The sequence below is a fragment of the Luteimonas sp. gir genome, from assembly GCF_037198055.1.
Taxonomy (GTDB): domain Bacteria; phylum Pseudomonadota; class Gammaproteobacteria; order Xanthomonadales; family Xanthomonadaceae; genus Luteimonas; species Luteimonas citri_A.
The window spans coordinates 101514-124896 of the sequence record NZ_JBBAXQ010000004.1 but is presented as its reverse complement, the minus strand read 5'-3'; the positions used below and the strand labels follow the sequence as shown (position 1 = coordinate 124896).

Sequence of the window (23383 nt, the reverse complement as noted above, 5' to 3'; positions counted from 1 at the left end):
CGATTGCGGCCACATTTGAGATGGCGATTGGCCTGACGCCGCCGGCTTAGATCACAGGTATCGGGCCGGCTGTGGCAGCACGAGAAAGAACGGACCTTCGCACAGCGCCCTGTCCTCGGCGGGTACAGTTCGTGCTGCCGGCTCAGAGTCAAGCAATGCGCCGCCGATCTCCACCGGGCGACCAGCGACCAGAACCGATTCGCCGTCTGCGTCGAGCACGCTCAATCCTCCGTCAACCGTACCCATACGGTAGTCGTGCGGATAGACGAGTACGACAGTGCCCCGATCGGTGGATTCCAGGCTCAGGCATCCTCGCTCCACAGTCACCGTGCCGCGAAGGGGCGCCAGTCCATATGTGATGGCGTTATCCGAAGGCGCGGTGCGTGCGAGCCGCACCTGGGCAGGATCGATCGCAGATTCAGTTCGGCATCCGGCCACCATTGCCACCACGCACGATGCGATCGTCAGGCGGTTGCCGACCAGCTGGAAGCCCATCATGGCGCTCCCGCATGCCGTTCTTGGCCGCCGTGTCTGATCATATGGACGCCTTGCCCGCCGATTGCCTGCCAGAGATGATATCGAGTTCGCCGACGTGGCCGCATACGCTCGATCCTGTAGTCGCACGCTGACGAACGTTCATGAAGATGCCTGATCGCCGTGTCTCAAGAATCATGACCGCCGCGGCGCTGGCGGTCGGCGCGGCAGCATTGCTGTACTTCAGCTTCACGGCACCCAGGTCGGTGAATGCCGCCGAGGCTGCTCAGGCATCAGTGTCTACAGGGGCCGGCCTCGCGGCCCACGACCGCCGACAAGGCGCTGAAACGACGTCTTCGCTGTCGCCGAACGCGGCGCATCTCCGTCCCGATACCGCGTTGCTTCAGCTTAGACGCTCTGCCGCGAAGGATTTCCAAGACGCGAATCAATGCGTGATGGCGATGCGGAAGATTGCGTTGGCTGAGCACCAGCTTGGGATGTGTAACAGTGTGGGGGCGGAGGGCGATGCGGATCTGAAGGCGTTCTGCGAACGGCGCAAAGCCCTTATCCTGGGGTCAGCAGCTGCCGACAACGCGCGACTGTCGTCATGCAGCTCGCTGGACCCAGGCGAGGCGGAGCAGAAGAATTTCGAGTACACCTCACGAGCTGCAGCGTTGGGGGATGTCGACGCTCAGCTTTGCTACGTCAATGCGGACTTCAAGTTGCCAAGGCCTTGGACAGCGCAAGAGCACACGGACTACGCGGACCGCGCGCCGCAGTACGTGGAGGCCGCCTTGTCGAGAGGCGATTGGCGGGTCGTTGAAATCCTGAGAGTGGCCAGCCGAGGCGTCGCCGAAGAACGAGGTCTTGTTTACCAGCTGACGACGGTTGACCAGCTCACGATCTACAGGATGAATCGCCTTCTGAGGATGGGTGCGGTTGGCAACTACGCCCGCTACTTGGATAACGTCATGGAACGGCCGGTCTTTCCCCATGACGAGGAAGAGATCGCCCAGGCCGATCGTTGGGTGAGGACGGTCTTTGATGATCACTTCAGGACTTCGCCCAGCCTGAGGACCGCGCCCAATACCTGTCTGCAGAATAGGCCTTAAGGCTGTCTGCGTTCATGCAGGAAGCGAAACTGCCTGGCTCGCACGTCGCCTCTTCCGTTTCTTGCATCTGGCAGACGACATCTATTCAGCGCATCAAACATGACGTAATTGATATCGGCTTCTGAGTCGCGGTCATGGCGCTGCGCAGGCAACGCTCGCTACAGCCTCACCGTCACCGACACAAACGCACTCCGCCCCGCCGACGGCGAGAACATGGGCCGGGCCTCTTCCCAGAAGAAGCTGTCGTACCAGGCGTAGACGTACTCGCGTCCGGTGACGTTGCGCAGTTGCACGTCCACGCTGGTCCTCGGGGTGAGGCGGAGCTTGGCGCTCAGGTCGAGCACTGCGAAGTCGCCGAACTTGTCGGTGAGGTTCCGCTCTTCGAGGTAGTAGTCGCCTTGCGCCCGGCCTTGCAGCCCGAACTGCAGGGCATCGGTGGCGCGGTAGTCGAGGCCGAGGTTGCTGATGGTGCGGGGGGTTGCGGCGACTTCATTGCCTTCGATCGACACGCCCGGCGCACGGCCGTCACGTTCGATCTTCGCCTCCTGGTAGGCGTGCGAGGCCCACAGCGTCCAGCGCTCGCCGATCTGCGCATCGAACTGCAGGTCCACGCCGCGGCGGCGGGTCTTGCCCAGCACCACGGTCGTGCCGGTGGCGGGCATATTGGAGACTTCGTTCTCGGCATCCTGCTGCCACACCGCCACGCGTCCGCGGGTGCCGGCGAACGGGCTGAAGCGCAGGCCTGCTTCCATGCCGGTGTTGGTGGAGGGGCGCATCGCTGCCTGCCCGGGCGTGAGGTAGGCCGGTGGCGTGCTGCCGGTGAGCACCTGGAAGGTGCGGCCCCAGTTGGCATAGAGGTTAGTGTCGGCATCGAGCCCGTAGACCACGCTGAGCTTGGGCTGGCCGATCGTGCCGTAGTCCTGCAATGGGGCGCGCACGCCGCCGGGCAGTTGGGTGGCGCCGTCGAAGCGGTCGATGCGATAGGCCGGCACGATCTTCAAGGACGCGGTCGGTTGCCAGATCGCCTGCAGGTACGCGCCTGCGTTGTTGAAGGTGTGGTGGTCGTCGTTCTGGATGCGTGCGGGCGTGGCATCGAAATCGGTCGGCACGCTGTAGGCGAAGCGTTCGCGCACGTAGCCGTTGTGCTGCTGCTCGTAGTTCGCGCCGGCTTCGAGGGTGAGGGCCGGGTGGGCCGCCCAGGTGAGTGTGGCGAGCAGGCCCGACTGCGCCTCGTCCCAGACGCGGCGTTGGCGCGGGGCGTTGCCGGTGGGCATGTCGCTGAAGGTGATGCGGCGGTCGTCGTGGTAGCGGTTGTGGTAGAGCTTGGTGCCCAGCATCAGCTGTTCGGTGAGCGCCAGGTCCATGTGCAGGCCGAACTGACGCATGCTGCGGTCGTCGCCATCGTGAGCATTGCGCGGCGCCGAGCGCCGACGGCCGGCCTGCAGTTCTTCGGCGGTCATGAAGCCGGGTTCGTCGGCCTGGTGTCGGTAGGCGCGTGCGGTGAGGCCGATGCGCATGCCGTCCTCGAGGCTGCCGTAGAACCATTTGCCGCCCAATGCGTACTTCTCCGAGCGGTCGTGGTCGCGGTATCCGTCCGAGGTCTGGACGCCGACGAAGTAGTTCTGCGCGAAGTCGCCGTGTTCGCGGCCCACGGCCAGTTGTGCCTGGCGGGTAGCGAAGCTGCCGTAGGTCAGCCGGCCATCGGTGTAGGTGCCGCCCTGGCGCGTGCCGAAGTTGATGTTGCCGCCGATGTTGTGCAGGCCGTAGCGCGGGTCGTTGGTGCCGCGCACGACTTCGATGTAGTCGATCTCCAGCGGAAACAGCATGTCGATGAAGCGCTGGTTGCCGCTGTTGACGTTGCTGGGAATGCCGTCGATCAGGGTCTTGATGGCGTTGAGATAGCCCTCGCCATTGAACGCACGGAAGCTGACCTTGCCCGACTCGGCGCCCTGGCGGGTCTCGGTGAGCTGCATGCCCGGCATCTGGCCGAGCAGTTCCCAGCTCTGTGCCACGGTCTGGTCCTCGATGCGTTCGGCCCCGAGCACGTCGACCGAGGTCAGCACTTCGTGTGCGGTCAGCTGGCCGCGGGCCTGGTGCACATGCAGGGTGCCCATCGTGGTGTCGACCGATTGGGCGTGGGCGGCGCCGCTCGTCAGGGCGGCGATCAGGGCGAGATGCAGGGGGTGGGCGGGCATGGGAATGGCGTGGGGATGGGGGAGATGCCGACCTCGGGGCCGGCGCGGGCGCGCAATCTATCATGTAATAACATTACATTTCACGCGCATCCAGGCCGTAGGTGCGCGCTCACGGCCTGGTAGCGCGCACTCACTGCAACCACCGCAACAGGGCCACACGCGGCCGCACCCAGCGGTCGAACGCCAGCACCACCAGCAGCAAGGCAGCGAGCAGCGGCAGCGCGATGGCCGAGACCAGCGGCAGTGCGAGCAGGGCGCGGGTTGGCATGCGTGTGCTGCCGGGTGCGCCGATGCGGCCAACTGGGCGTCGGCGCCACCTTCAGTCTCCCGGACGCCGTCCCAAGGCAGATGTCCGCCGCAGGACTGCGAAGCCGGCGAGGCTGACCGTGGGCATGACCAGGCCGTACGCCACCAGCGGCCAGGGCGTCGCGCCATTGAACATCAGCACCGACAGGGTCCCCACGCCGCTGACGATCAGGCTCTGGATGGCGTAGTACAGTGCGACGGCGGTGCCGGCAGCATCCGCGAAATCGGCAAGGGCGCCGTTCGCGGTGACGGACACGATCATCACGATGCCCACGCACATCAGCCACATCGGCATGACGAAGGTGACGAAGCTGGGCGCAGTGCACGCGGATAATGCGGCCAGCACCATCGCGCCGGCGGCCAGGGTGCCGCTTCCCCGCACAAAGCAGCCCTGGATGCCCCACCGCTTGACGCAGTGCGGGATGACGCGCGTGGTGAGGATCATCGCCAGTGCCGCCGAGGCGAAGGCCAGGCTGAACTCGATCTGGCCCCAGCCTGCGCCGTCGATCAGCACACGCGGCGCGATGGAGAAGAACACGAAGAAGCTGCCCATCGCGGTGCCAAAGCCGATCGTGTAGACCCAGAACGCCCCGTTACGCAGGATCGATGCAAGGCGCGGCCCCGGCTTTGATGCGGCCTTGGGGCGGGTTTCATGCCAGCGTGGCCATGCACGGACGAGCGCAATCACCGCGATCACGCCAAGCAGGGCGAAGATCGCCCGCCAGCCCAGGGTCAGCGCCACCACTGCGCCCAGGATCGGGCCCAGCGCCGGCACGAACGCCAGGATCGCGCTGAACAACCCGTAGATCGTCGTGCTCTCGGGCCGGTCGGCATACACGTCGCGCACGGTGGCGAACGTGCCGACAAGCGCGGCGGAGGCGCCCAGAGCCTGAATCACGCGCAGCACGAGGAACTGGCCGCCACTGCTGGTAATGGCCACCAGCAAGGAGGCCAGCGCAAAGACGCCTGCACCGCCCAGCACGACGGGGCGTCGCCCGATCCGGTCGGAGAGTGGGCCGAAGATCAGTTGGCCCAGGCCGAGGATCAGCATGTAGGCGCTGAGCGTGAGTTGGATGATCGTCGGCGAGGTGGCCAGCGCGGCCGGCATCTGCGGCACCACCGGCAGATAGACATCCATCGCCAGTGAGGCGAGCAGATCGAAGGGGACCATCAACAGCAATGTCGATGGCAGGGAGTAAGCCCAGTTGGGAGATTTAGTTTCGGACATGGCAAAGCACCCGCGCAGAATGGAATCTGGCGGCGATCTGCCTGCTCGGTGATTCGAGATCGAGGAAAGACCGCCGCAACGACTGGTGGAACACGTCGCTGCGGCTTAGCGATCTGTGGACGGGCCTGCTGCCATGTCGGAATGCTGGAACGCACGGTTGATCTGCAGACTCTAGTCAACCTCGGCTGCGAACGCCAGGCAGGCGCAAAGCCGTGTCGCCAGCCGCCTGTCGAGGACAACGGTGGAATGGTGGTGATTCAACGCCGCGGTCGGTGTGAGGCAATTCCACTAGAGTGAGCGTCAGGTATCGCGCGACGCGGTGGACACGTGAAGAGAGTATCCAAGTGGGCTCGACTACTGCCGGTGCTACTCCTGGTGCAATCGTGCTCGGAGGTCGCACTTGAAGACGTCAGTGATGAGCCTGCGTATAGAGCTCTGGTCGTAGTCGATACGAAATCGTGGGCGCCATCGATGCGTACGGGGTCAGGGCGCACTCCGGCGCTGCTACGAGTTATGTCACCCTGATTCCCCCGCCCGGCATCGGCGGCTCGGAGGTGGCATATCGGCGGCGGCTGACGCTTGGCTCGCAGATCCAAGTTGAAAAGATCCTCGAGACGAATCGTTGGTTCGATTGCGGAGTTGCTCTGCGCGTGCGTCTCCAGGAGGGGCCGGACTTTAGCGAAGGGGTCAGGGTCGAGTTGAACCGGGGCAATGAAAGCGGGTCATGCCGAGACCTCAATCCTGCGATTTACAGGAAGTTGGGTTGACCGCGTCGGGGTCGCGGGTGGCCTGGTACTCAGAAGACGTCGCCCCGTCCGCCCCCAACAACGGCCATCGTCTCCCGGGTGAAATCGAACAGGCGACTGGGCGCCGTCGGCTGGCCCCGACGCGCATGCTGCTGATGCAGCATGCGACATTGGAGGATGCAGGCGCCAAGCAGCGCCTGCCTTAACCGAGTCATGCAGCGGTCTTCATTTTCCGGACTTTGGCGGGCTGCACTGTCCCTGGTGCAGTTCGGCTGTGTCTCGGCGGGCATTGCGCCAGGGATCGATCACACACCCGCCTCCGCGGTTCGGTGCTCGCGTCGATGCGCCCAGCGGTACAGCACGGGCAGTACCAGCAGCGTCAGCAGGGTCGAGGAGACGATGCCGCCGATGACGACGGTGGCCAGCGGGCGTTGCACTTCCGCGCCGGCGCCGACGTTGAAGGCCATCGGCACGAAGCCGAGCGAGGCGACGAGGGCGGTCATCAGCACCGGGCGCAGGCGGGTCAGGGCGCCGTCGTGGATCGCGGCCGCGAGCGGCAGGCTGTCGGCGCGCAGCCGGCGGATGAAGCCCACCAGCACCAGGCCGTTGAGCACGGCCACGCCCGACAGCGCGATGAAGCCGACGCCGGCCGAGATCGACAGCGGGATGCCGCGCGCCGCCAGCGCCAGCACACCGCCGGTCAGCGCCAGCGGCACGCCGCTGAACACCACCAGCGCATCGCGCAGCGAGCCGAACGCCAGAAACAGCAGCACCAGAATCGCGGCCAGCGTCGCCGGCACCACCAGGCGCAGGCGCTGGCCGGCCGAGACCAGTTGCTCGAAGGTGCCGCCGTAGTCGATCCAGGTGCCGGTCGGCAGGGGCACGCGCGCGCGCACCTGTGCCTGCAGGTCTTCGACGAAGCCGCCGAGGTCGCGGCCGCGCACGTTGGCGGTGACGACGATGCGGCGCTTGCCGTTCTCGCGCGTGATCTGGTTCGGGGCCAGCCGGGTCTGGATCTCGGCGACCTCGCGCAGCGGCACCGTGCGCGGAGCGCCTGCGGTCCAGGTGTCGTCGCGGCCGGCCTCGTCGGGCGAGGGCGCCGTACCGAGCGGAATCGGCAGGTCGGCGAGCGCGGCCGGGTCGGTACGCCGGTCCTCAGGGAGGCGCACGACGATGTCGAAGCGGCGGTCGCCTTCGAACAACTGCCCGGCGGTCTGGCCACCGATCGCGGCGGCGACCACGCGCTGCACGTCGCCGGGGTTGAGGCCGTAGCGGGCCATTGCGCGCGGGTCGGGGGCGATCTCCAGCAGCGGCAGGCCGTCGACGGCTTCGGTGCGTACGTCGGCGGCGCCGTCGATGCTGCGCAGCACGGTCTCGACCTGCCCGGCCAGGCGTTGCAGCACGTCGAGGTCGTCGCCCTGGATGCGCACGGCCACGTCGCTGCGCACGCCGGAGATCAGCTCGTTGAAGCGCATCTGGATCGGCTGGGTGAACTCGTAGTTGCTGCCGGGCATCGCTTGCGCCAGCGCTTCGATCTCGGCCACCAGCGTGGCGCGCGGTTTGCGCGGCTGTGACCAGTCGCTACGCGGATGCAGGATGACGAAGGTGTCGGCGACCGAGGGCGGCATCGGGTCATTGGCGACTTCGGCGGTGCCGATGCGCGAGAACACGTGCGCGACCTCGGGCGCTTGCAACAGGCGCCGTTCGAGCGCGCGCTGCATCGCCACCGATTGCTCGATGCCGGTGCCGGGGATGCGCATCGCATGCAGCGCGATGTCGCCCTCGTCCAGACTCGGCACGAACTCGCTGCCCAGGCGGGTGGCCAGCCAGCCGCAACCCAGCACCAGCGCCGCGGCGCCGGCGACCAGCCAGCGGCCATGGCGCAGGGCGGCGTCGAGCAGCGGCGCATAGCCGCGACGCGCGGCGCGCATCGCGCGGTTCTCGTGCTCGGCCACACGGCCGCGCAGCAGCAGGGCGATCGACGCTGGTACGAAGGTCAACGACAGCAACATCGCGCCGGTCAGCGCCAGCACCACGGTGATCGCCATCGGGTGGAACATCTTGCCTTCGACGCCGTCGAGCGCGAACACCGGCACGTAGACCGCGGCGATGATGCCCAGGCCGAACAGGCTTGGGCGGATGACCTCGGCGGTGGCGCTGGCCGCCAGGGCATGGCGCTCGTCGGTGTCGAGCAGGCGGCCCAGACGCTGTTGTGCCTGGCCGAAGCGGCGCAGGCAGTTCTCGACGATGATCACCGCGCCGTCGACGATCAGCCCGAAGTCGAGCGCGCCCAGGCTCATCAGGTTGCCCGAGACCCCGCCCTGGCGCATGCCGATGACGGTGAACAGCATCGTCAGCGGAATCACCAATGCGGTGAGCAGGGCGGCGCGTGCGTTGCCCAGCAGCAGGAACAGCACCACGATCACCAGCAGCGCGCCTTCGATCAGGTTGCGGGCCACGGTGCGGACCGTGCGGTCGACCAGGGCCGTGCGGTCGTACACCGCGGTGGCGTGCACGCCGTCCGGCAGGCTGGCATTGGCGGCCTCCAGCCGCGCGGCCGCGGCGCGTGCGACGGTGCGGCTGTTCTCGCCGACCAGCATGAACACCGTGCCCAGCACGACCTCGCCGCCGTCCTTGGTCGCAGCGCCCGTGCGCAGTTCGCGGCCTTCGCCGACCTCGGCGACATCGCGCACGCGCAGCGGCACGCCGTCGCGCCGGACCAGCACGATGTTGCCGATCGCCTCGAGGTCGGCGACCTGCCCGGGCACGCGTACCAGCAACTGTTGGCCGTTGCGTTCGATGTAGCCGGCGCCGACGTTGCGGGTGTTGGCCTCGATGGCGGCGACGATGTCGTCGAAGCGCACGTCGAGCGCGACCAGCCGCGCCGAGTCGGGCGTGACGTGGATCTGCCGCTCGAAACCGCCGACGGTGTCGACCTCGGTGATCCCGGGCACGGTGCGCAGCTGCGGACGGATCACCCAGTCCTGCAGCGTGCGCAGGTCGGTCGCGGTGTAGGCGCTGCCGTCGGGCTTGCGCGCGCCGGCCTCGGCCTCGACGGTGTACATGAAGATCTCGCCAAGACCCGTGGCTGCGGGGCCGAGCGTGGGCTCGATGCCGTCGGGCACCTGGCCGCGCACCTGTTGCAGCCGTTCGGCCACCTGCTGACGTGCGAAGTACAGGTCGGTGCCGTCCTCGAACACAACGGTCACCTGCGACAGGCCGTAGGCCGACAGCGAGCGGGTGTGGTCCAGCCGCGGCAGACCGGCCAGTGCGGTCTCGATCGGGAAAGTGATGCGTTGCTCGGTCTCCAGCGGCGCGTAGCCGGGCGCGGCGGTGGTGACCTGCACCTGCACGTTGGTGATGTCGGGCGTGGCGTCGATCGGCAATCGCAGGAAGCTCCAGACGCCGGCGGCGATCAACGCGAGCGTGGCCAGCAGCACCAGCCAGCGATGGCGGATGGCCAGGCGGATCATCGACTCAAGCATCCGGGCATCCTCCGTGCGGCGCGGGTGCGGCGGCGTGCGGTCCTGTGCATGCGCACAAGGCGGCCGCAGGCGCGCGATGGGCATGTCCGCGGGCGCGGCACAGCGTGGGGAACGTCATGTCAGTGCGCATGGGTCGCGCCCGCTTTCTCGAGTTCGGCCTTGAGCGTGTAGCTCTGCGCGATCACCACGTCGTCGCCAGCGGCGATCCCATCGAGGATCTCGACCTGCTGCGCATCGCGGCGGCCCAGCGACACCGGCCGCGCTTCGTAGCGCTCGCCTTTGCGCACGAACACCACATCGCGCTCGTCCATGCGCTGCAGCGCGCTCAGCGGGACCACGAGGGCGGCCTGCTGCAGCGAAACGGTGACCTGCGCGCGGACCGCGGCGCCGGGGCGCCATTGGCCATCGGCGTTGTCCAGGCGCGCGCGCGACACCGTGCTCTGGCTGGCGGTCGCGGTCGCGGGCAGCACGCGCTCGATGCGCGTCTGCGCGGTGGCGCCATCGCCCAGGCGGGTGATCGTGACCGGCGAGCCGGGCGCCAGATGCTCGGCATCGCGGCCGTAGACGTGCAGGTCCACCCAGAGCGTCGACAGGTCGGCGATCTCGTAGAGCACCGCGCCTTCGCCGGCGACCTGGCCGACTGCGGCGTCGCGCGCGAGCACGGTGCCTTTGATCGGCGCGGTCACGGTGTAGGCCGACAGACTGAGATTGCTGTCGATGGTCGCCAGCGGCTGGCCGGCCCGCACGACATCGCCCAGTTCGGCATGCAGGCGGCGGATCGGCCCGGGAAAACGGGCGGTCACGCGGGCATTGCCGGTCTCGAGCGTGGTCAGCAGACCCTGCACTTCGTGCTGGTCGGCGATCGTGCCCGGCCCGGCGGGCGCGGTGCGCAGGCCGATGTCGCGCGCGATCGCGTCGGGCACGACGACCGCGGTGTCGTGGCCGTGTGCGTCTTCGTCGCTGTCGGCATGTTGATCGCGCTGGTCTGCCGTGGCAGGCGTGCTGTCGGGCGCGCCGCAGGCGGCCAGCGCCGTCAACAGCAGCAGGGCCAGCGCGCGGGCGGGGAGGTGGATCGTCATGGGGTGTCTCCGGTCGTGGTGGACCGCGCGAGCGGCTCGCCGGTCAGGCGTTGCAGTTCGATCAGCGCGCGCTGGGCGGCTTCGGCGGCGTCGAGCTGCTGGCGCAGCGCGTCGCGGCGGGCGTCGAGCAGTTGCGCCCATTCCAGGTAGGTCGCGGCGCCGGCGGACCAGGCGCGTTCGGTCTGGGTCAGCGCGCGTGCCAGCTGCGGCAGCACGTCGGCCTGCAAGCGCTGCACCTGCGCGCGCTCGACCAGATAGCGGCCGTGCGCCTCGGCGAGTGTGGCCTGCAGTGCGAGATCACCGGCCTCGCGTTCGACCGAGAGCAGCGCCAGTTCGGCTTCGGCGGCGCGGATCTCGGGCTGCGCGCGCGCGCGGCTGCCCAGCGGCACGGTGATGCCGCCCAGCAGCGAGACATCGCGGCTGTCCTGGTCGTGGCGAACGCCCAGTCGCCAGCCGATATCGGGGGTGCGTGCGCTGCGTGCCAACTGCACACGGGCCTCGGCGATGCGGCGCTGGTCGCCGAAGCGGCGCAGTTCGGGGGTGCGCTCGAGCAGCGCGCGCAGTTCGGCGAATGTGGCGATCTCCGGCAGGGCCAGCGGGTCGGCGTCGGTCACCGCGAAGTCGGTTGCGGGCGTGCCCCAGAGCATCGCCAGGCTGCGTCGTGCGGCCTCGCCTTCGGCCTGTGCGCGCGCGCGGCGCAGTTCGGCCTGGGCCTGCATCGCTTGGGCGGCGAGCGCGACCGCTTCGGGCGCGGCGCCGGCCTCGAAGCGACGGCGCGCGGCCGCGACCACGCGGGCCTGCTCGGCGATCTCGTCGTCGGCGAGACGCTGGTGTCGCGCGGCGACCACGGCGTCCAGGTAGCGGCGTGCGGTTTCGGCGAGCAGGTCCACACGCGCGGCTTCGCGCTCGAGTGCGAGCGCATCGATCCGGGTCTGCGCCAGCGCGCGACGTGCGTCCGGCTTGCCGCCGCGCTCGAACACGCCGGCCAGCGACAGGGTCGCTTCCAGCGTGCGTCCGGGCGCGTCGGGCACCAGGTTCTCGAGCTCGAAGCCGGCTTCCAGCGGCGGGCGCAGCGCGGCGAGGTCGCGCTCGGCGGCGAGCACCGCGCCGCGGCCATCGACCAGGCGCAGGCCGGGGTGGGCCTGCGCAACGCGCACGAACGCCGCGTCCAGGGTCAGGACCTGCGCTGCCGTCGGGGCGGGCGACATCGGCACAACGGGCACAGCAGGGGGCGCCGCCTGCGCCGGCACGAGGCACGGCGCGACGGCGAGGGCGGCACAGGCCGCCAGTCGCAACAGCATGGGACACACTCCGATCGTGGTCGCCGCCGGCGATCGGCCGGCAGCAGTGCGAGGGTCAGGACCGGCTCCGCGCGGACGCGCGCCGGGCCTCAGCAGCGCTGGTGGGCGCGTCGGGCGCGTGTCGGGACCGGGACGGGTGCGGACGGATGCTCAGCTCGGCACCGTGTGCGTGCGCACGGTGAGCTGCGATGGCGCGGCCTGGCGTCGGTCGTGGCCTGGCCTGTCGGCCTGCCTCACGACGCCGGACGGCGACGTGTGTCGGGCACCTGCGACCGTCCGGCACGCGATGCGCGCGGACGCCAGCGGGCTCAGGCGGCGATCGGGGGACGCAGCAGGCGTTCGTGCCGGCGGGTCGGGGCGTCGCCGGGGTGCGGATAGGCGGGCCGGACCAGGACCAGTGGCGCCAGTGCCGGCAGCACCGGCGGCAGCGCCGGGGTGTGCGCGCCGCAGCCGGCGCAGTGGGCGACCGCATGCAGCAGGTCGCCATCGTCGGCGTGCGCATGCGCCGTCGCGTCGTGCTCGGCGGCAGTCTCGCCGCGAACGAGTTCGTAGGTGTTGCCCATCGCCACCAGCACCGGCGCGATCGCCAGGCCCAGTACCAGCAGCGCCAGCAGCAGCTGGCGCGACCAGGACAGGCGGGTGGGGGAGACGTGCATCCGCGCAGCCTAGAGGCAAGGCGCGGCGTTACACAATTCCAGACTCAGCGCGCCCCGCGCAGCCGTTCGAGCACGCCGTCGAGCGCTTCGAGGTTGCCGTAGTGGATCACCAGCCGGCCCTTGTTGCCGCGACCATTGGCGATCGAGACCCGCGTGCCCAGGGTCTCCGACAGTTCGTTTTCCAGCGAGACGATGTCGGCCTGCGGGCGGACCTTGCTGCGCGCGGCGCTGCGGCCGTTGCCGCCTGGCACCCGGCCGGCCGCGAACTGTTGCGCGCGGTGTTCGACCTCGCGCACCGACCAGCCGTGCTCGACCGCGTCGCTGGCGAGTTTGCTGGCCAGCTCGGGCGAGAGTGTGAGCAGCGCGCGCGCATGCCCCATCTCCAGTTGCTTGGACTCGACCAGGATGCGGATCGCCGGCGGCAGTTCGAGCAGACGCAGCAGATTGGACACCGCCGCACGCGAGCGGCCCACGGCCTCGGCGGCCTGGGCGTGGGTGAGGTCGAACTCGTCGATCAGCCGCTGCAGCGCCTGGGCTTCCTCCAGCGGGTTGAGGTCCTCGCGCTGGATGTTCTCGATCAGCGCCATCGCCACGACCGTGCGGTCTTCGACGTTGCGCACGACCACCGGCACGTCGGCCAGGCCAGCCTGCTTGGAGGCGCGCCAGCGGCGTTCGCCGGCGATGATCTCGTAGGTGCGGTCGGGCAACTCGCGCACGACGATGGGCTGAATCACGCCCTGGGCGCGGATCGACTCGGCCAGCTCGGTGAGCTTGTCGGGGTCCCAATGCTTGCGCGGCTGGTAGCGGCCCGCGGTCAGCGCATCGATCGGCAGCGTGCGCAGGGTGTCGGCCTCGGTGGCCTCCAGGCTCGGCGCCTCGGCGGCGGCCTTGGGGCCGAGCAGTGCTTCGAGGCCGCGTCCCAGGCCGCGCTTCTTGGCGGGCGTCTTGGCCGTACTCATGCCGGGGTCTCCGTGGCGGTGGCGTCCTGGTGGGGCGGTGTCCGCGCGCGCTCGCGGCGGAGGATCTCGCTGGCCAGGCCCAGGTAGGCGACGGCGCCGCGCGAGGCGCGGTCGTAGCCGACGATGCTCTGGCCGTGGCTGGGGGCCTCGGCGACGCGCACGTTGCGCGGCACGATGGTCCGAAACACCTGGTCGCCGAAGTGGGCGGTCAGTTCGGCCGAGACCGCATTGGCCAGGTTGTTGCGCACGTCGAACATGGTGCGCAGCACGCCTTCGATCTCGAGCGCGGGGTTGAGGTTCTGCTTGAGGGCGTCGATCGTCTGCAGCAGTGCCGACAGGCCCTCGAGCGCGTAGTACTCGCATTGCATCGGCACCAGCACCGAGTCGGCGGCGGTCAGCGCGTTGAGCGTGAGCAGCGACAACGCCGGCGGGCAGTCGATGATGATGAAGTCGTAGCGGTCGCGCAGCGGCGCGAGCGCGCGCTTGAGGCGCTGCTCGCGGTCCTCGGCGTTCATCAGCTCGACCTCGGCCGCCGTCAGGTCGGTGTTGCCGGGAATCAGGTCGACCTCTTCCTCGGTCTGTACGATCGCGTCCATCGCCTCGACCTCGGCCAGCAGCACGTCGCAGGTCGAGACCGGCACGATCGACTTGTCGATGCCGCAGCCCATCGTCGCGTTACCCTGCGAATCGAGGTCGACCAGCAGCACGCGCTTGGGCGTACGCGCCAGCGCCGCGGCCAGATTGACCGCTGTGGTCGTCTTTCCGACGCCGCCTTTCTGGTTGGCGATGGCGATGATGCGGGCCATGGGCTCCGGGCGCGGTTGAGGACGGGAGCCGGGCGCCATGCGGCGTCCGGAGGGGGATTATGCCCTAAGGCGGGCAGGGGTTCGGGCGCACCGGCCGGCGCCGATGCGGTTCAGGCGCCGTCGCCGTCCGATGCGCGCGCGATGACGACCAGATGGCGGTCGGCCTCCAGGCCCGGCACCCGCAGCGGGTGCACCGCCTCCAGCCGCCAGGCGTCCGGCAACGCGGCGATCTCGTCGTCGGGCCGCTGGCCCTTCATCGCCAGCAGCCGGCCGTCATCGGCCAGCAGGTGGCCGCCGGCGACGAGGATGTCGGGCAGGGTGGCGAGCGCGCGCGCGGTGATCGCGGCGAACGCGCCGGGCCGGTCGACCGCCTCGATCCGGGACTCGGCCACTTCGGTGTTGCGAAGACGCAACTGGCGTACAGCCTCGCGCAGGAAGCGTGCCTTCTTGCCGTTGGACTCGACCAGGGTCACCCGCAGCTCAGGCAGCGCGATCGCCAGCGGAATGCCGGGCAGCCCGGGACCGGTGCCCAGATCGGCGAGCGTTGCCAGCCCGGCCGCATGGGGCGTCATCGCCAGCGAGTCGAGCAGGTGGCGCACGACCATCTCGCGCGGCTCGCGGATCGCGGTGAGGTTATAGGTGCGGTTCCAGCGCGCGAGCAGCGCGAGGTAGTCGAGCAGCGGCGCGGCCAGGGCCGGGTCGAGGTCGAGGGCGCGCAGGCCAGCGTCGAGGTCGGCGCGCAGCGCGGGGTCGTGGGGGTCGGTCATGGCGGGCATTGTAGAAGCCGCGGCCGCCAGGCCAGCGTCGCCAGGTAGCCGGGCAGCGGCGAGAACGCCTCGATGCGCCAGTCCTCGGGGCGGCCGAGTGCGGGATCGCAGGCCACCAGCGACCAGTGCGCGTCCCGGGCGGCGAAGGTCAGCCGCTCCAGACCGAACGACAGCCCGTGGCCGTGGGCCTTGAGCACCGCTTCCTTGGCGCACCACAGCTGGACGAACGCGGTCTCGGCCTCGGCTGCCGGCAGCCGGGCAAGCGCGTCGGCCTCCTCGGGGGCGAAGAACCGCCGCGCCAGCGCCATCGCCTGCGGCCGTGGACGCAGCCATTCGATGTCGATGCCGACATCGACGCCGTCGCCGAGCGCGACCGCCAGTGCCTCGCCGCTGTGGCTCCAGTTGATGTCAAAGCGGGTCGGGGCCTCGCCAGGCGCCTCGGCAGCGAGGCGCAGCCGCGGCCGGCCGCGGGCATCGCGGGCCAGGTCGATCCGGGCATCGTCGGTTGCCAGCTCGGCGGCCAGCCAGGGGCGGATCAGGGTTTCGGCCGACTGGCCACGTCGGTAGTCGCGCCAGGCGCAGCGGACCGGGCCTGTACGCAGGCTGCTGTATGGGCTGAACATCCGCACTTGGCATGCCGCGGGGCGTCCAGCGTAAGCTAAAACGTCGGATACGCGATGCCGCCGGGGCGCGCGGGCCAGGTCACGAGGAGCGCAGTGCGGATGTCGGCAGTCGTGTGGGAACAGGGGGGCGTGGGGGAAGCGCAAGATGCCGGGCGGCTGCCGCTGGCCGCGGGCGAAGGCGCACGCGCGGTCGCGTTCGGTGCGCAGGGCCCGGTGCCGCTGGCGACGTTCCTGGCGCATGTGCGCGGTGTGGCCGCGATGCTGCCCGACGCGCCATGCGCGCTGAACCTGTGCGAGGACCGCTACCGCTTCCTGGTCGCGTTCTGCGCGGTTGCGCTGCGCGGGCAGACGACGCTGCTGCCGCCCTCGCGCACGCGCGGGGCGATCGACGACGTGCGGGCGCGCCACCCCGACAGTTACTGCGTCGGCGATCGCGGCGACTGCGGCTGCGAGGCCGGCGCCCCCGCATCGGGTGCGATGCCGCCGCATTATCTGCGCCTGCCCGAGGCCCTGCCGTTGGCCTTCGGCGACGACCTGCCCACGCTCGCCGCCGATGCGGTGGTCGCGATCGGCTTCACCTCCGGCAGCACCGGCGTGCCGACCGCCAACGCCAAGACCTGGGGCAGCTTCCACGCCAGCACCGCGCAGAATCTGGCGGCGCTGGCCGACCTGCACGGCGGGGCGACGTTGCCGGTGGTGGCGACGGTGCCGCCGCAGCACATGTACGGCATGGAGATGTCGGTCCTGCTGCCGTTGCTGGGCAACGTGGCGGTGCATGACGCGCGACCGTTCTTCCCCGAGGACATCGCCGCGGCGCTGCGCGATGCGCCGGCGCCGGCCCTGCTGGTGACCACACCGGTGCACCTGCGCACGCTGGTCGAATCGGGTGTGGCACTGCCGCCGCTGGCTGCGATCGCGACCGCGACCGCGCCGCTGCCGCAGGCGCTGGCCGCGCAGGCCGAGGCGCGCTTCGGGTGCGAGGTGCGCGAGCTGTTCGGTTCGACCGAGACCTGCATCTTCGCCCGCCGCCGGACCGCCTGCGAGACCGCCTGGACGCCGTTCGCGGGCGTGCGCCTGCAGCCGGTGCCCGACGGCACGCTGGTGACCGCGCCGCACCTGCCCGAGCCGCGGATGCTGGCCGACATCGTCGAGCTCGACGCCGACGGGCATTTCGTCTTGCGCGGTCGCCAGGCCGACATGATCGAGATCGCCGGCAAGCGTGCGTCGCTGGCCGATCTCACCCGCCGGCTGTTGGCGATCGAGGGCGTGCGCGATGGCGTGATCTGCCAGGCGACGACCGCCGATGCCTACGGGGTGCGGCGGATCGCGGCCGTCGTGGTCGCCGATCCTGCGCTCGACGACGCGACGCTGCTGGCCGCGCTGCGCGAGAGCACCGATCCGGTGTTCCTGCCGCGGCGGCTGCGCCGGGTGGACGCGCTGCCGCGCAACGAGACCGGCAAGCTGCCGCGCGCCGCGCTGGACGCTCTGCTCGGCGACGCGGTGGCCTGAGCGCGTCGTTTGTGTGCTGACGGCCGCCGGCGTGCCCGGCGGTTCCCTTTCGCAGTTGGAGGTTGGCTGGCATGGAACCGACGTCGTTCTGGTCCTGGGTGTTCTATCTGTTCGTCGGCGGCATCGCCGGCTGGTTGGCGAGCCTGCTGATGCGCAGCCGCGGCCAGGGCATCGTGCTCAATGTCGTGGTCGGCATCGTCGGCGGCTTCATCGGCGGCTGGCTGTTGCCCAGGATCGGGCTGAACGTGGGCGGCGGCTGGCTCGGCTTCCTGGTCACTGCCTTCCTGGGCGCGGTCATCCTGCTGGCGATCGTCAACCTGTTCCGCCGCTGACCCCACAACCGGGGTCAGAGTCGATTTTTAAACCGGGGTCAGAGTGCAATTCTGCGAAGCGAAATTGCACTCTGACCCCGGTTTTGGAGTCGTGTCGGTGCGGCGCGTGTTGTCTGCGTCTTCCCGCGGCTACGGGTCCAGGCGCAGCTCGACCCAGGCCGGCGCGTGGTCGCTGGGTCGATCCCAAGTGCGCGGTTCGCGGTCGATGCCTGAGGCCAGTACGCGGTCGCGCAGGGCGTCGGAGACCAGCGTCAGGTCGATGCGCAGGCCGAGGTCGCGGCGGAACGCGGCTTGGCGGTAGTCCCACCAGCTGAACATCCCGCCCTGCGCGTGATGCAGGCGGAACGCGTCGTGCAGGCCCAGCGCCTGCAGCCGGCGCAGTGCGTCGCGCTCGGCGCTCGAGGTGAGGATGTGGCTGTCGTTCCAGACTTCGGGGTCGTGCACGTCGCGCGCATCGGGTGCGATGTTGAAGTCGCCCAGCACCACCAGGTGGGGGTGGATCGCCAGTTCGCGCGCGACCCAGTCGTGCACCGCCTCGAGCCAGCGCAGCTTGTAGGCGTACTTCTCGGTGCCCACGTCCTGGCCGTTGACGACGTAGAGGTCGATCACGCGCACGCCGTCGATCGTCGCGGCGATCACGCGCTTCTGGTCGTCCTCGAAGCCGGGAATGCCGATCTGCACGTCGGCGATCGCACGCTCGCGCGCCAGCAACGCGACGCCGTTGTAGGTCTTCTGGCCGGAGAACACGCTGCGGTAACCCAGCGCGGCGAGCGCGGAGTCGGGGAACTTCGCATCCTCGAGCTTGGTTTCCTGGAGCCCGACGATGTCCGGCTGCGCCTCGCGCAGCCACTGCTCGAGGTGCGGCAGGCGGACATTGAGCGAATTGACGTTCCAGCTGGCGATCTTCATTCAGTGGTCACTTGTTGATGTCTTGGAGAGGCCGGGCGGCCTGGTGCGACAACGCGAACGCGACATCCTATGCGCCAAGTACGATAAAGCATAATTATCGGGATTGGCTAATAATTCATAAATATGCGCTGATTCCGATATTGTCAACTTATCGCGATTGGCGCATAGTCTTGAGCCAAGGAGACCGCGATGCACGACCTGGCCCGTACCCCCAAGCAGATCGGCGCCACCATCCGCCGTCACCGCAAGCGCCTTGCCATGAGCCAGCGCGCGCTGGGCGAGCGCGTCGGCCTGCGACAGGAGACGATCTCGTTGATCGAGACTGGCAATCCGGCGACCCGGCTCGACACGGTGCTGGCCGTGCTAGCGGCACTCGATCTGGAACTGCGGATCGCCGCCCGCAGCCGCGGGGCCGACCCCCTGGATCTGGTCTGAGCATGGCCCGGGCACGCCGACATCCGCCGCTACGCGTCTACCAGAACGACCGGCTGGTCGGACATCTGCAAAAAGAGCCCAGCGGCGCGATCGAGTTCCGTTACGACCGCGCGTGGCTGGACCGCGGCAGCAAGGCCTTCCCGGTCTCGCTGTCGCTACCTTTGCGCGAGGACCCCTGGCGGGGTGAGCCGGTCGTCGCGGTGTTCGAGAACCTGTTGCCGGACTCGGACGAGCTACGAAAGCGCGTGGCCGAGAAGGTTGGTGCTGCCGGCATCGATGCCTACAGCCTGCTGGCCGAGATCGGCCGGGACTGCATCGGCGCCCTGCAGTTCATCGCAGGTGATGCGGCGCCGATCGATACGTCGCGGCTTTCGGGCGAAGCGGTCGACGAGGCGGCCATCGAACAACTGCTCAAATCGCTGGCGCAGGCCCCGTTGGGGCTGCGCCGGGATGACGACTTCCGGATCTCGGTTGCCGGCGCGCAGGAGAAGACCGCGCTGCTGCAGTTGGACGGACAATGGCTGAAGCCGCATGGCACCACGCCGACCACGCATCTGATCAAGCCGCAGATCGGCCAATTGCCCAATGGCATCGATCTGTCCAACAGCGTCGAGAACGAGTTCTACTGCCTCCGCTTGCTCGGCCACCTCGGTTTGCCGGTCGCCCATGCGGAGATCGTGACGTTCGGTCAGACCAAGGCATTGGTCGTCCAGCGTTTCGACCGCGTCTGGAGCCAAGGCCGCCTGGTTCGCCTGCCGCAGGAGGATTGTTGCCAGGCGTTGTCCGTTCCGCCGGCGCGCAAGTATCAGAGTCACGGCGGTCCTGGCTTCGTGGCAATCGCGGACCTATTGAAGGGCGCCGACGCGCCCGCCGACGATCACCGCACATTGCTCCAGGCGCAATTGATCTTCTGGCTGATTGGTGCAACCGACGGCCACGCCAAGAACTTCAGCATCTTCCTGCATCCGGGGGGTGGGTACGCGTTGACGCCGATGTACGACGTGCTCACTGCGCAGCTCAGCCTCGATGCGAGACAGATCGAACGCAAGCAGATGAAACTCGCGATGTCGGTCGGCAACAACCACCACTACCGCATCGACGAGATCCAAGCCCGGCATTTCTTCCAGACGGGCGACGCGGCGGGACTGGCGCCCTCGCTGGTGCGCCATGCGATCGAAGACATCGCCGCCCGAATGGATGCTGCGCTGGCGTCGCTCGAACGCGCACTGCCCGCGGACTTTCCGGCGGCGCTGCACGCGTCCGTCAGTGGAGGCATTGGACGCCGGATGCGCGGACTGCTGGCGGGTCTGAAGAGCTAGGTGTGTAAACCCAGTACGTTGTTCAGCGGGATGCGGGAGATGGGTGGCCTGTAACCGAGGCTAGCGTGAGGGCGATGCCAGTTGTAGTGGTGCAACCAGTGGGTGAGGGCATTGGCCCGCTGCTCGGAGTTGTCGTAGGCGCACGCGTAGGCCCATTCGCGCAGGCTGGTCTGGACCAGGCGTTCGGCCTTGCCGTTGGTGCGTGGGGTGTACGGCCGCGTTCGCGAGTGGCGCATGCCGAGCCTGCGGACCAGGCGGTGGAAGCGGCGGGACCGGTAGCAGGAGCCGTTGTCGGTCAGCAGCCGCTCGAAGCGCACGCCCAGGGTGCGGTAATAGCGAACCGTGCGGAGCAGCGCCTTGCAGGCGCTGCTGCCGCGTTCCTCGGGCTCGATGGATCCGAAGGCCACGCGCGAGTGATCGTCGATGGCCAGGTGTACGTATTCCCAGCCGATGCCGCGATGGCGGTGCGACCGGTCGCCGGTGACGCGATGGCCCGGCGAGCCGATCCGCCCCAGCTTCTTGATGTCCAGATGCAACAGTTGGCCGGGCCGGGCGTGTTCGTAGCGGTTCTCCGGCACAGGCGGCTCCAATTCGGCCAACCGATGCAGACCGGCACGGTGCAACAACCGGGCGATGGTGCTCGGTGCCACGGGCACCTGCTGGGCGATCTGGCGGTAGGTCTGACGCGAACGGCGCTGTTCCAGCACCTGGGCCACGATGGACGCAGGCGTGGCATGGGGACAGGTATGCGGCCGGGAAGTGCGGTCGGTCAATCCCTCTGGTCCTTCCTCCCGGAACCGCTTCAACCACTTGTAGGCGGTCCGTAGCTGACGCCCGCTGCATGCGCCGCTTCTTCCACCCGAAGGCCGTGAACGAGGACCCGATCCACGAGCAGGGCTCGACCGCGAGGACTCAAACGGGCATGTTTATGCAGGTTCATCCGGGGCTCCTGGGGGCTGGTTGGCGTCGTAACCCCCATCTTCCAGAGATGCCCCGGATGAACAACCTACTGAGAGATCACAGCTAGGCCGCATGCAGCGGCGTGGGACTGCTGCACCCGGCCGTGCCGTGGCGCCCTGCATCGCCGACAGCCGGTTTGCGCCCTGCAGTGAGCGAATGACGCGCCGGCCGCTCAACGCGCGCTGCCGGATGCGTGCATGCGCAGCGTGGCGGTGGTGCCGCCGCCCGGCGCCGATTCGATCTCCAGCGCCCAGCCCAGGTGTTCGCAGACGCGCGCGATCAGTTCCAGGCCGATGCCGTCGCCCACGGGGGCCGCGCTGCGCGCCATGCGCGAGTAGATCGTGCTGATCTGCTCGGGCGACATGCCGTGGCCGGGGTCGCGGATGACGACGGTCGCATCGGCAGACAGGGCGATCTCGATCCGGCCGTCGTCGCTGTGTTCGATCGCGTTGCGCAGCAGGTTGCCCACCGTCGCGCGGACCACGCCGGGCGGGGCGAGGATCGTGCACGGTTGCGGTGCGTGCAGGACGATCTCCAGCGCCTTGTCGCGGGTGAGGTGGCGGTGGTCGTCGATGATCGCCGGCAGCAACGCCGACAGTTCGATCGGGTGGCCGGCCTGCAGCAGGCGGGCCGGATCCTTCGCCAGTGCCAGCAGCAGCGCGATCAGGCGGTCCATGTCGTCGGCGGTGTGGCGGATGCGTCGAAGCTGGTGGGCGGTTGCCGCGGGGATTTCGGGGGCGGCGAGCGCGAGCTCTGCTGCGCCCGACATCACCGCCACCGGTGTGCGCAGTTCGTGGCTGGCAGTGCGGATGAACGCCCGCTCGCGTTCGACGAAGTGTTCGTTGCGCTGCAGGTAGTCGTTGAGCGCGGCGGCGATGACCTCCAGTTCCGAGCTGGCCTGCGGCCCGGGCACGACGCGTTGTCCTGCGCGGTCGGGCGACAGGGTGGCAATGTCGCGCGCCAGCGTCGTCAGTGGGCGCAAGGCGCGTCCCAGACCCACCGCCATCACCGCGCCCATCAGCAACACCAGCAGCACCGACGAGCCGAGGATGAACAGCGTCAGCCGGTCTTCCTCGCGCTCCATCTCGGTGATGTCCAGCGTGAGCACGTGGCGCAGGCCGTCGACATGCGTCACCAGCACCAGCATCTCGGTGCCGTCGGCGAGCTCGACCTCGTCGTGGATGCCGTCGGGCAGACGATCGGTCTCGGGCGGGGCGCCGGCCTGCCCGACGTACAGGCGCAGGCTGTCCGAATCGCTCCAGCGGTACGCCGGGTCGCCGGCGCGCCGCTCGAGGTGGCGGGCGAACTCGGTGCGCAGCATCGAATCCCATAGCAGGCGTTCGGCGTACTCGTTGACCAGGAAGCCGTGCAGCGACACGGCGGCCGCCAGCAGCAGCGCGTAGGCCGCCAGCCAGTAGAGGATGCGGGTGCGTAGGCTGCGGGTTCGGCTCATCCGGGCAGGCACGCATCCGTGGGCGCGACGAGTCGGTAGCCGTAGCGCGGGAGCGTGCGGATCAGCTTGACCTCGAACGGGCCGTCGACGCTGCGACGCAGGTCGTAGACATGCGAGCGCAGCATGTCGCCGTCGGGCGGGGCGTCGCCCCACAGCGCGTGTTCGAGCAGTCGGCGTTCGACCGCGGCGGGGCTGGCCTGCATCAGCGTCTCGAGCAGCTTGCGCCCGGCCGGGTACAGGTGCAGGACCTGGCCGGCACGCGTGGCTTCCAGCGTGTCCAGGTCCAGGCGCAGGTCGTGGATCTGCAGCGCGCGCGGGCTGCGCCGGCCGCGCGCACGTGCGAGCACGGCATCGAGCCGGACTTCGAGCTCGGGCAGGGCGAAGGGCTTGGTCAGGTAGTCGTCGGCCCCGGCGCGGAAGCCGACGAGCTTGTCGTGCAGATCGTCGCGCGCGGTGAGCATGATCACCGGCGTGTCGATCGCATGTTCGCGCAGCCGCTGTAGCAGCGTGCAGCCGTCCAGTCGCGGCAGCATCCAGTCCAGGATGATCGCGTCGTAGCGCTGGGTCACCGCCAGGTGCAGGCCGACGATGCCGTCCGGTGCGGCGTCCATCTCATGGCCACGCGGTTCGAAGTACTCGAACAGGTTGCCGACAAGGTTGCGGTTGTCCTCGACCACGAGCAGTCGCATCGGTCCTTCCCACAGGGTCGTGCCCGGTATCTGCGTCCGA

21 protein-coding genes and 1 pseudogene are annotated in these 23383 nt (G+C 69.2%); 6 read left to right on the top strand and 16 right to left on the bottom strand.

The window, feature by feature from the left end:
* Nucleotides 1-51: 51 nt before the first annotated feature.
* Nucleotides 52-495 (bottom strand): hypothetical protein, encoded by a 444-nt coding sequence (locus tag WAF18_RS08245; RefSeq protein ID WP_337244668.1) that lies wholly within the window; start codon nt 493-495, stop codon nt 52-54.
* A 143-nt stretch (nt 496-638) separates the two neighbouring features.
* Here WAF18_RS08245 and WAF18_RS08240 point away from each other — a divergent pair, with 143 nt between their 5' ends.
* Entirely contained in the window at nt 639-1586 is a 948-nt protein-coding gene (locus tag WAF18_RS08240) for a hypothetical protein (protein WP_337244667.1), read from the top strand.
* A 158-nt stretch (nt 1587-1744) separates the two neighbouring features.
* On the opposite strand, the gene WAF18_RS08235 is transcribed toward WAF18_RS08240, so the two are convergent.
* The 3 genes from WAF18_RS08235 to cml form a co-directional block, all read right to left on the bottom strand.
* Nucleotides 1745-3781 (bottom strand): TonB-dependent receptor, encoded by a 2037-nt coding sequence (locus WAF18_RS08235; protein ID WP_337244666.1) that lies wholly within the window; start codon nt 3779-3781, stop codon nt 1745-1747.
* Nucleotides 3782-3911: 130 nt separating this feature from the next.
* Complete coding sequence (locus WAF18_RS08230; RefSeq protein WP_337244665.1) at nt 3912-4049, bottom strand: hypothetical protein; 138 nt, start codon at nt 4047-4049, stop codon at nt 3912-3914.
* A gap of 51 nt (nt 4050-4100) precedes the next feature.
* Nucleotides 4101-5315 (bottom strand): CmlA/FloR family chloramphenicol efflux MFS transporter, encoded by a 1215-nt coding sequence (gene cml / locus WAF18_RS08225; protein WP_337244664.1) that lies wholly within the window; start codon nt 5313-5315, stop codon nt 4101-4103.
* Nucleotides 5316-5773: 458 nt separating this feature from the next.
* Between cml and WAF18_RS08220 the strand changes: the two genes are divergently transcribed.
* Entirely contained in the window at nt 5774-6082 is a 309-nt protein-coding gene (locus WAF18_RS08220; protein ID WP_337244663.1) for a hypothetical protein, read from the top strand.
* Between the two features lie 284 nt (nt 6083-6366).
* On the opposite strand, the gene WAF18_RS08215 is transcribed toward WAF18_RS08220, so the two are convergent.
* The 8 genes from WAF18_RS08215 to WAF18_RS08180 all read right to left on the bottom strand — a co-directional run bounded on the left by WAF18_RS08215 (nt 6367) and on the right by WAF18_RS08180 (nt 15737).
* Nucleotides 6367-9546, bottom strand: a complete 3180-nt coding sequence (locus WAF18_RS08215; RefSeq protein ID WP_337244662.1) for a CusA/CzcA family heavy metal efflux RND transporter — start codon at nt 9544-9546, stop codon at nt 6367-6369.
* A gap of 119 nt (nt 9547-9665) precedes the next feature.
* Complete coding sequence (locus WAF18_RS08210; RefSeq protein ID WP_337244661.1) at nt 9666-10625, bottom strand: efflux RND transporter periplasmic adaptor subunit; 960 nt, start codon at nt 10623-10625, stop codon at nt 9666-9668.
* Nucleotides 10622-11926 carry a TolC family protein gene (locus WAF18_RS08205; protein WP_337244660.1) on the bottom strand — a complete coding sequence of 435 codons (1305 nt, stop codon included), beginning with the start codon at nt 11924-11926 and terminating at the stop codon, nt 10622-10624. Before WAF18_RS08205 ends, WAF18_RS08210 begins: the two co-directional genes overlap by 4 nt.
* Nucleotides 11927-12234: 308 nt before the next feature.
* Nucleotides 12235-12582 carry a DUF2946 family protein gene (locus WAF18_RS08200; protein ID WP_337244659.1) on the bottom strand — a complete coding sequence of 116 codons (348 nt, stop codon included), beginning with the start codon at nt 12580-12582 and terminating at the stop codon, nt 12235-12237.
* Between the two features lie 44 nt (nt 12583-12626).
* A complete protein-coding gene (locus WAF18_RS08195; protein WP_337244658.1) occupies nt 12627-13541 on the bottom strand; it encodes a ParB/RepB/Spo0J family partition protein in 915 nt (304 codons plus the stop codon).
* A complete protein-coding gene (locus tag WAF18_RS08190; protein ID WP_337244657.1) occupies nt 13538-14347 on the bottom strand; it encodes an AAA family ATPase in 810 nt (269 codons plus the stop codon). Before WAF18_RS08190 ends, WAF18_RS08195 begins: the two co-directional genes overlap by 4 nt.
* 110 nt (nt 14348-14457) lie before the next feature.
* On the bottom strand, nt 14458-15114 hold the full coding sequence (gene rsmG, locus WAF18_RS08185; protein ID WP_337244656.1) for a 16S rRNA (guanine(527)-N(7))-methyltransferase RsmG: 657 nt from the start codon (nt 15112-15114) through the stop codon (nt 14458-14460).
* Entirely contained in the window at nt 15111-15737 is a 627-nt protein-coding gene (locus tag WAF18_RS08180; RefSeq protein ID WP_337244655.1) for a 4'-phosphopantetheinyl transferase superfamily protein, read from the bottom strand. Before WAF18_RS08180 ends, rsmG begins: the two co-directional genes overlap by 4 nt.
* Before the next feature lie 99 nt (nt 15738-15836).
* Here WAF18_RS08180 and WAF18_RS08175 point away from each other — a divergent pair, with 99 nt between their 5' ends.
* Nucleotides 15837-17246 carry an AMP-binding protein gene (locus WAF18_RS08175; protein WP_337244654.1) on the top strand — a complete coding sequence of 470 codons (1410 nt, stop codon included), beginning with the start codon at nt 15837-15839 and terminating at the stop codon, nt 17244-17246.
* A gap of 71 nt (nt 17247-17317) precedes the next feature.
* The gene (locus WAF18_RS08170; RefSeq protein WP_337244653.1) at nt 17318-17578 is read left to right on the top strand and encodes a GlsB/YeaQ/YmgE family stress response membrane protein; all 261 of its coding nucleotides are present in this window, start codon (nt 17318-17320) and stop codon (nt 17576-17578) included.
* Between the two features lie 129 nt (nt 17579-17707).
* Here WAF18_RS08170 and xth read toward each other — a convergent pair whose 3' ends face one another.
* The gene (gene xth / locus WAF18_RS08165) at nt 17708-18487 is read right to left on the bottom strand and encodes an exodeoxyribonuclease III (protein ID WP_337244652.1); all 780 of its coding nucleotides are present in this window, start codon (nt 18485-18487) and stop codon (nt 17708-17710) included.
* A 189-nt stretch (nt 18488-18676) separates the two neighbouring features.
* Here xth and WAF18_RS08160 point away from each other — a divergent pair, with 189 nt between their 5' ends.
* Nucleotides 18677-18922, top strand: coding sequence for a helix-turn-helix domain-containing protein (locus tag WAF18_RS08160; RefSeq protein WP_337244651.1), 246 nt, complete (start codon nt 18677-18679; stop codon nt 18920-18922).
* 2 nt (nt 18923-18924) lie between these two features.
* Complete coding sequence (locus WAF18_RS08155) at nt 18925-20241, top strand: type II toxin-antitoxin system HipA family toxin (RefSeq protein WP_337244650.1); 1317 nt, start codon at nt 18925-18927, stop codon at nt 20239-20241.
* On the opposite strand, the pseudogene WAF18_RS08150 reads toward WAF18_RS08155, so the two are convergent.
* The 3 genes and pseudogenes from WAF18_RS08150 to WAF18_RS08140 form a co-directional block, all read right to left on the bottom strand.
* Nucleotides 20238-21181, bottom strand: a pseudogene (locus WAF18_RS08150) (IS481 family transposase). The gene WAF18_RS08155 and the pseudogene WAF18_RS08150 overlap by 4 nt on opposite strands.
* Before the next feature lie 192 nt (nt 21182-21373).
* The gene (locus WAF18_RS08145) at nt 21374-22654 is read right to left on the bottom strand and encodes a HAMP domain-containing sensor histidine kinase (RefSeq protein WP_337244649.1); all 1281 of its coding nucleotides are present in this window, start codon (nt 22652-22654) and stop codon (nt 21374-21376) included.
* Nucleotides 22651-23343: a response regulator transcription factor gene (locus WAF18_RS08140; RefSeq protein WP_337244648.1), complete on the bottom strand. Its 693-nt coding sequence runs from the start codon at nt 23341-23343 to the stop codon at nt 22651-22653. The genes WAF18_RS08145 and WAF18_RS08140 overlap by 4 nt, the downstream gene beginning before the upstream one ends.
* Nucleotides 23344-23383 lie beyond the last annotated feature (40 nt).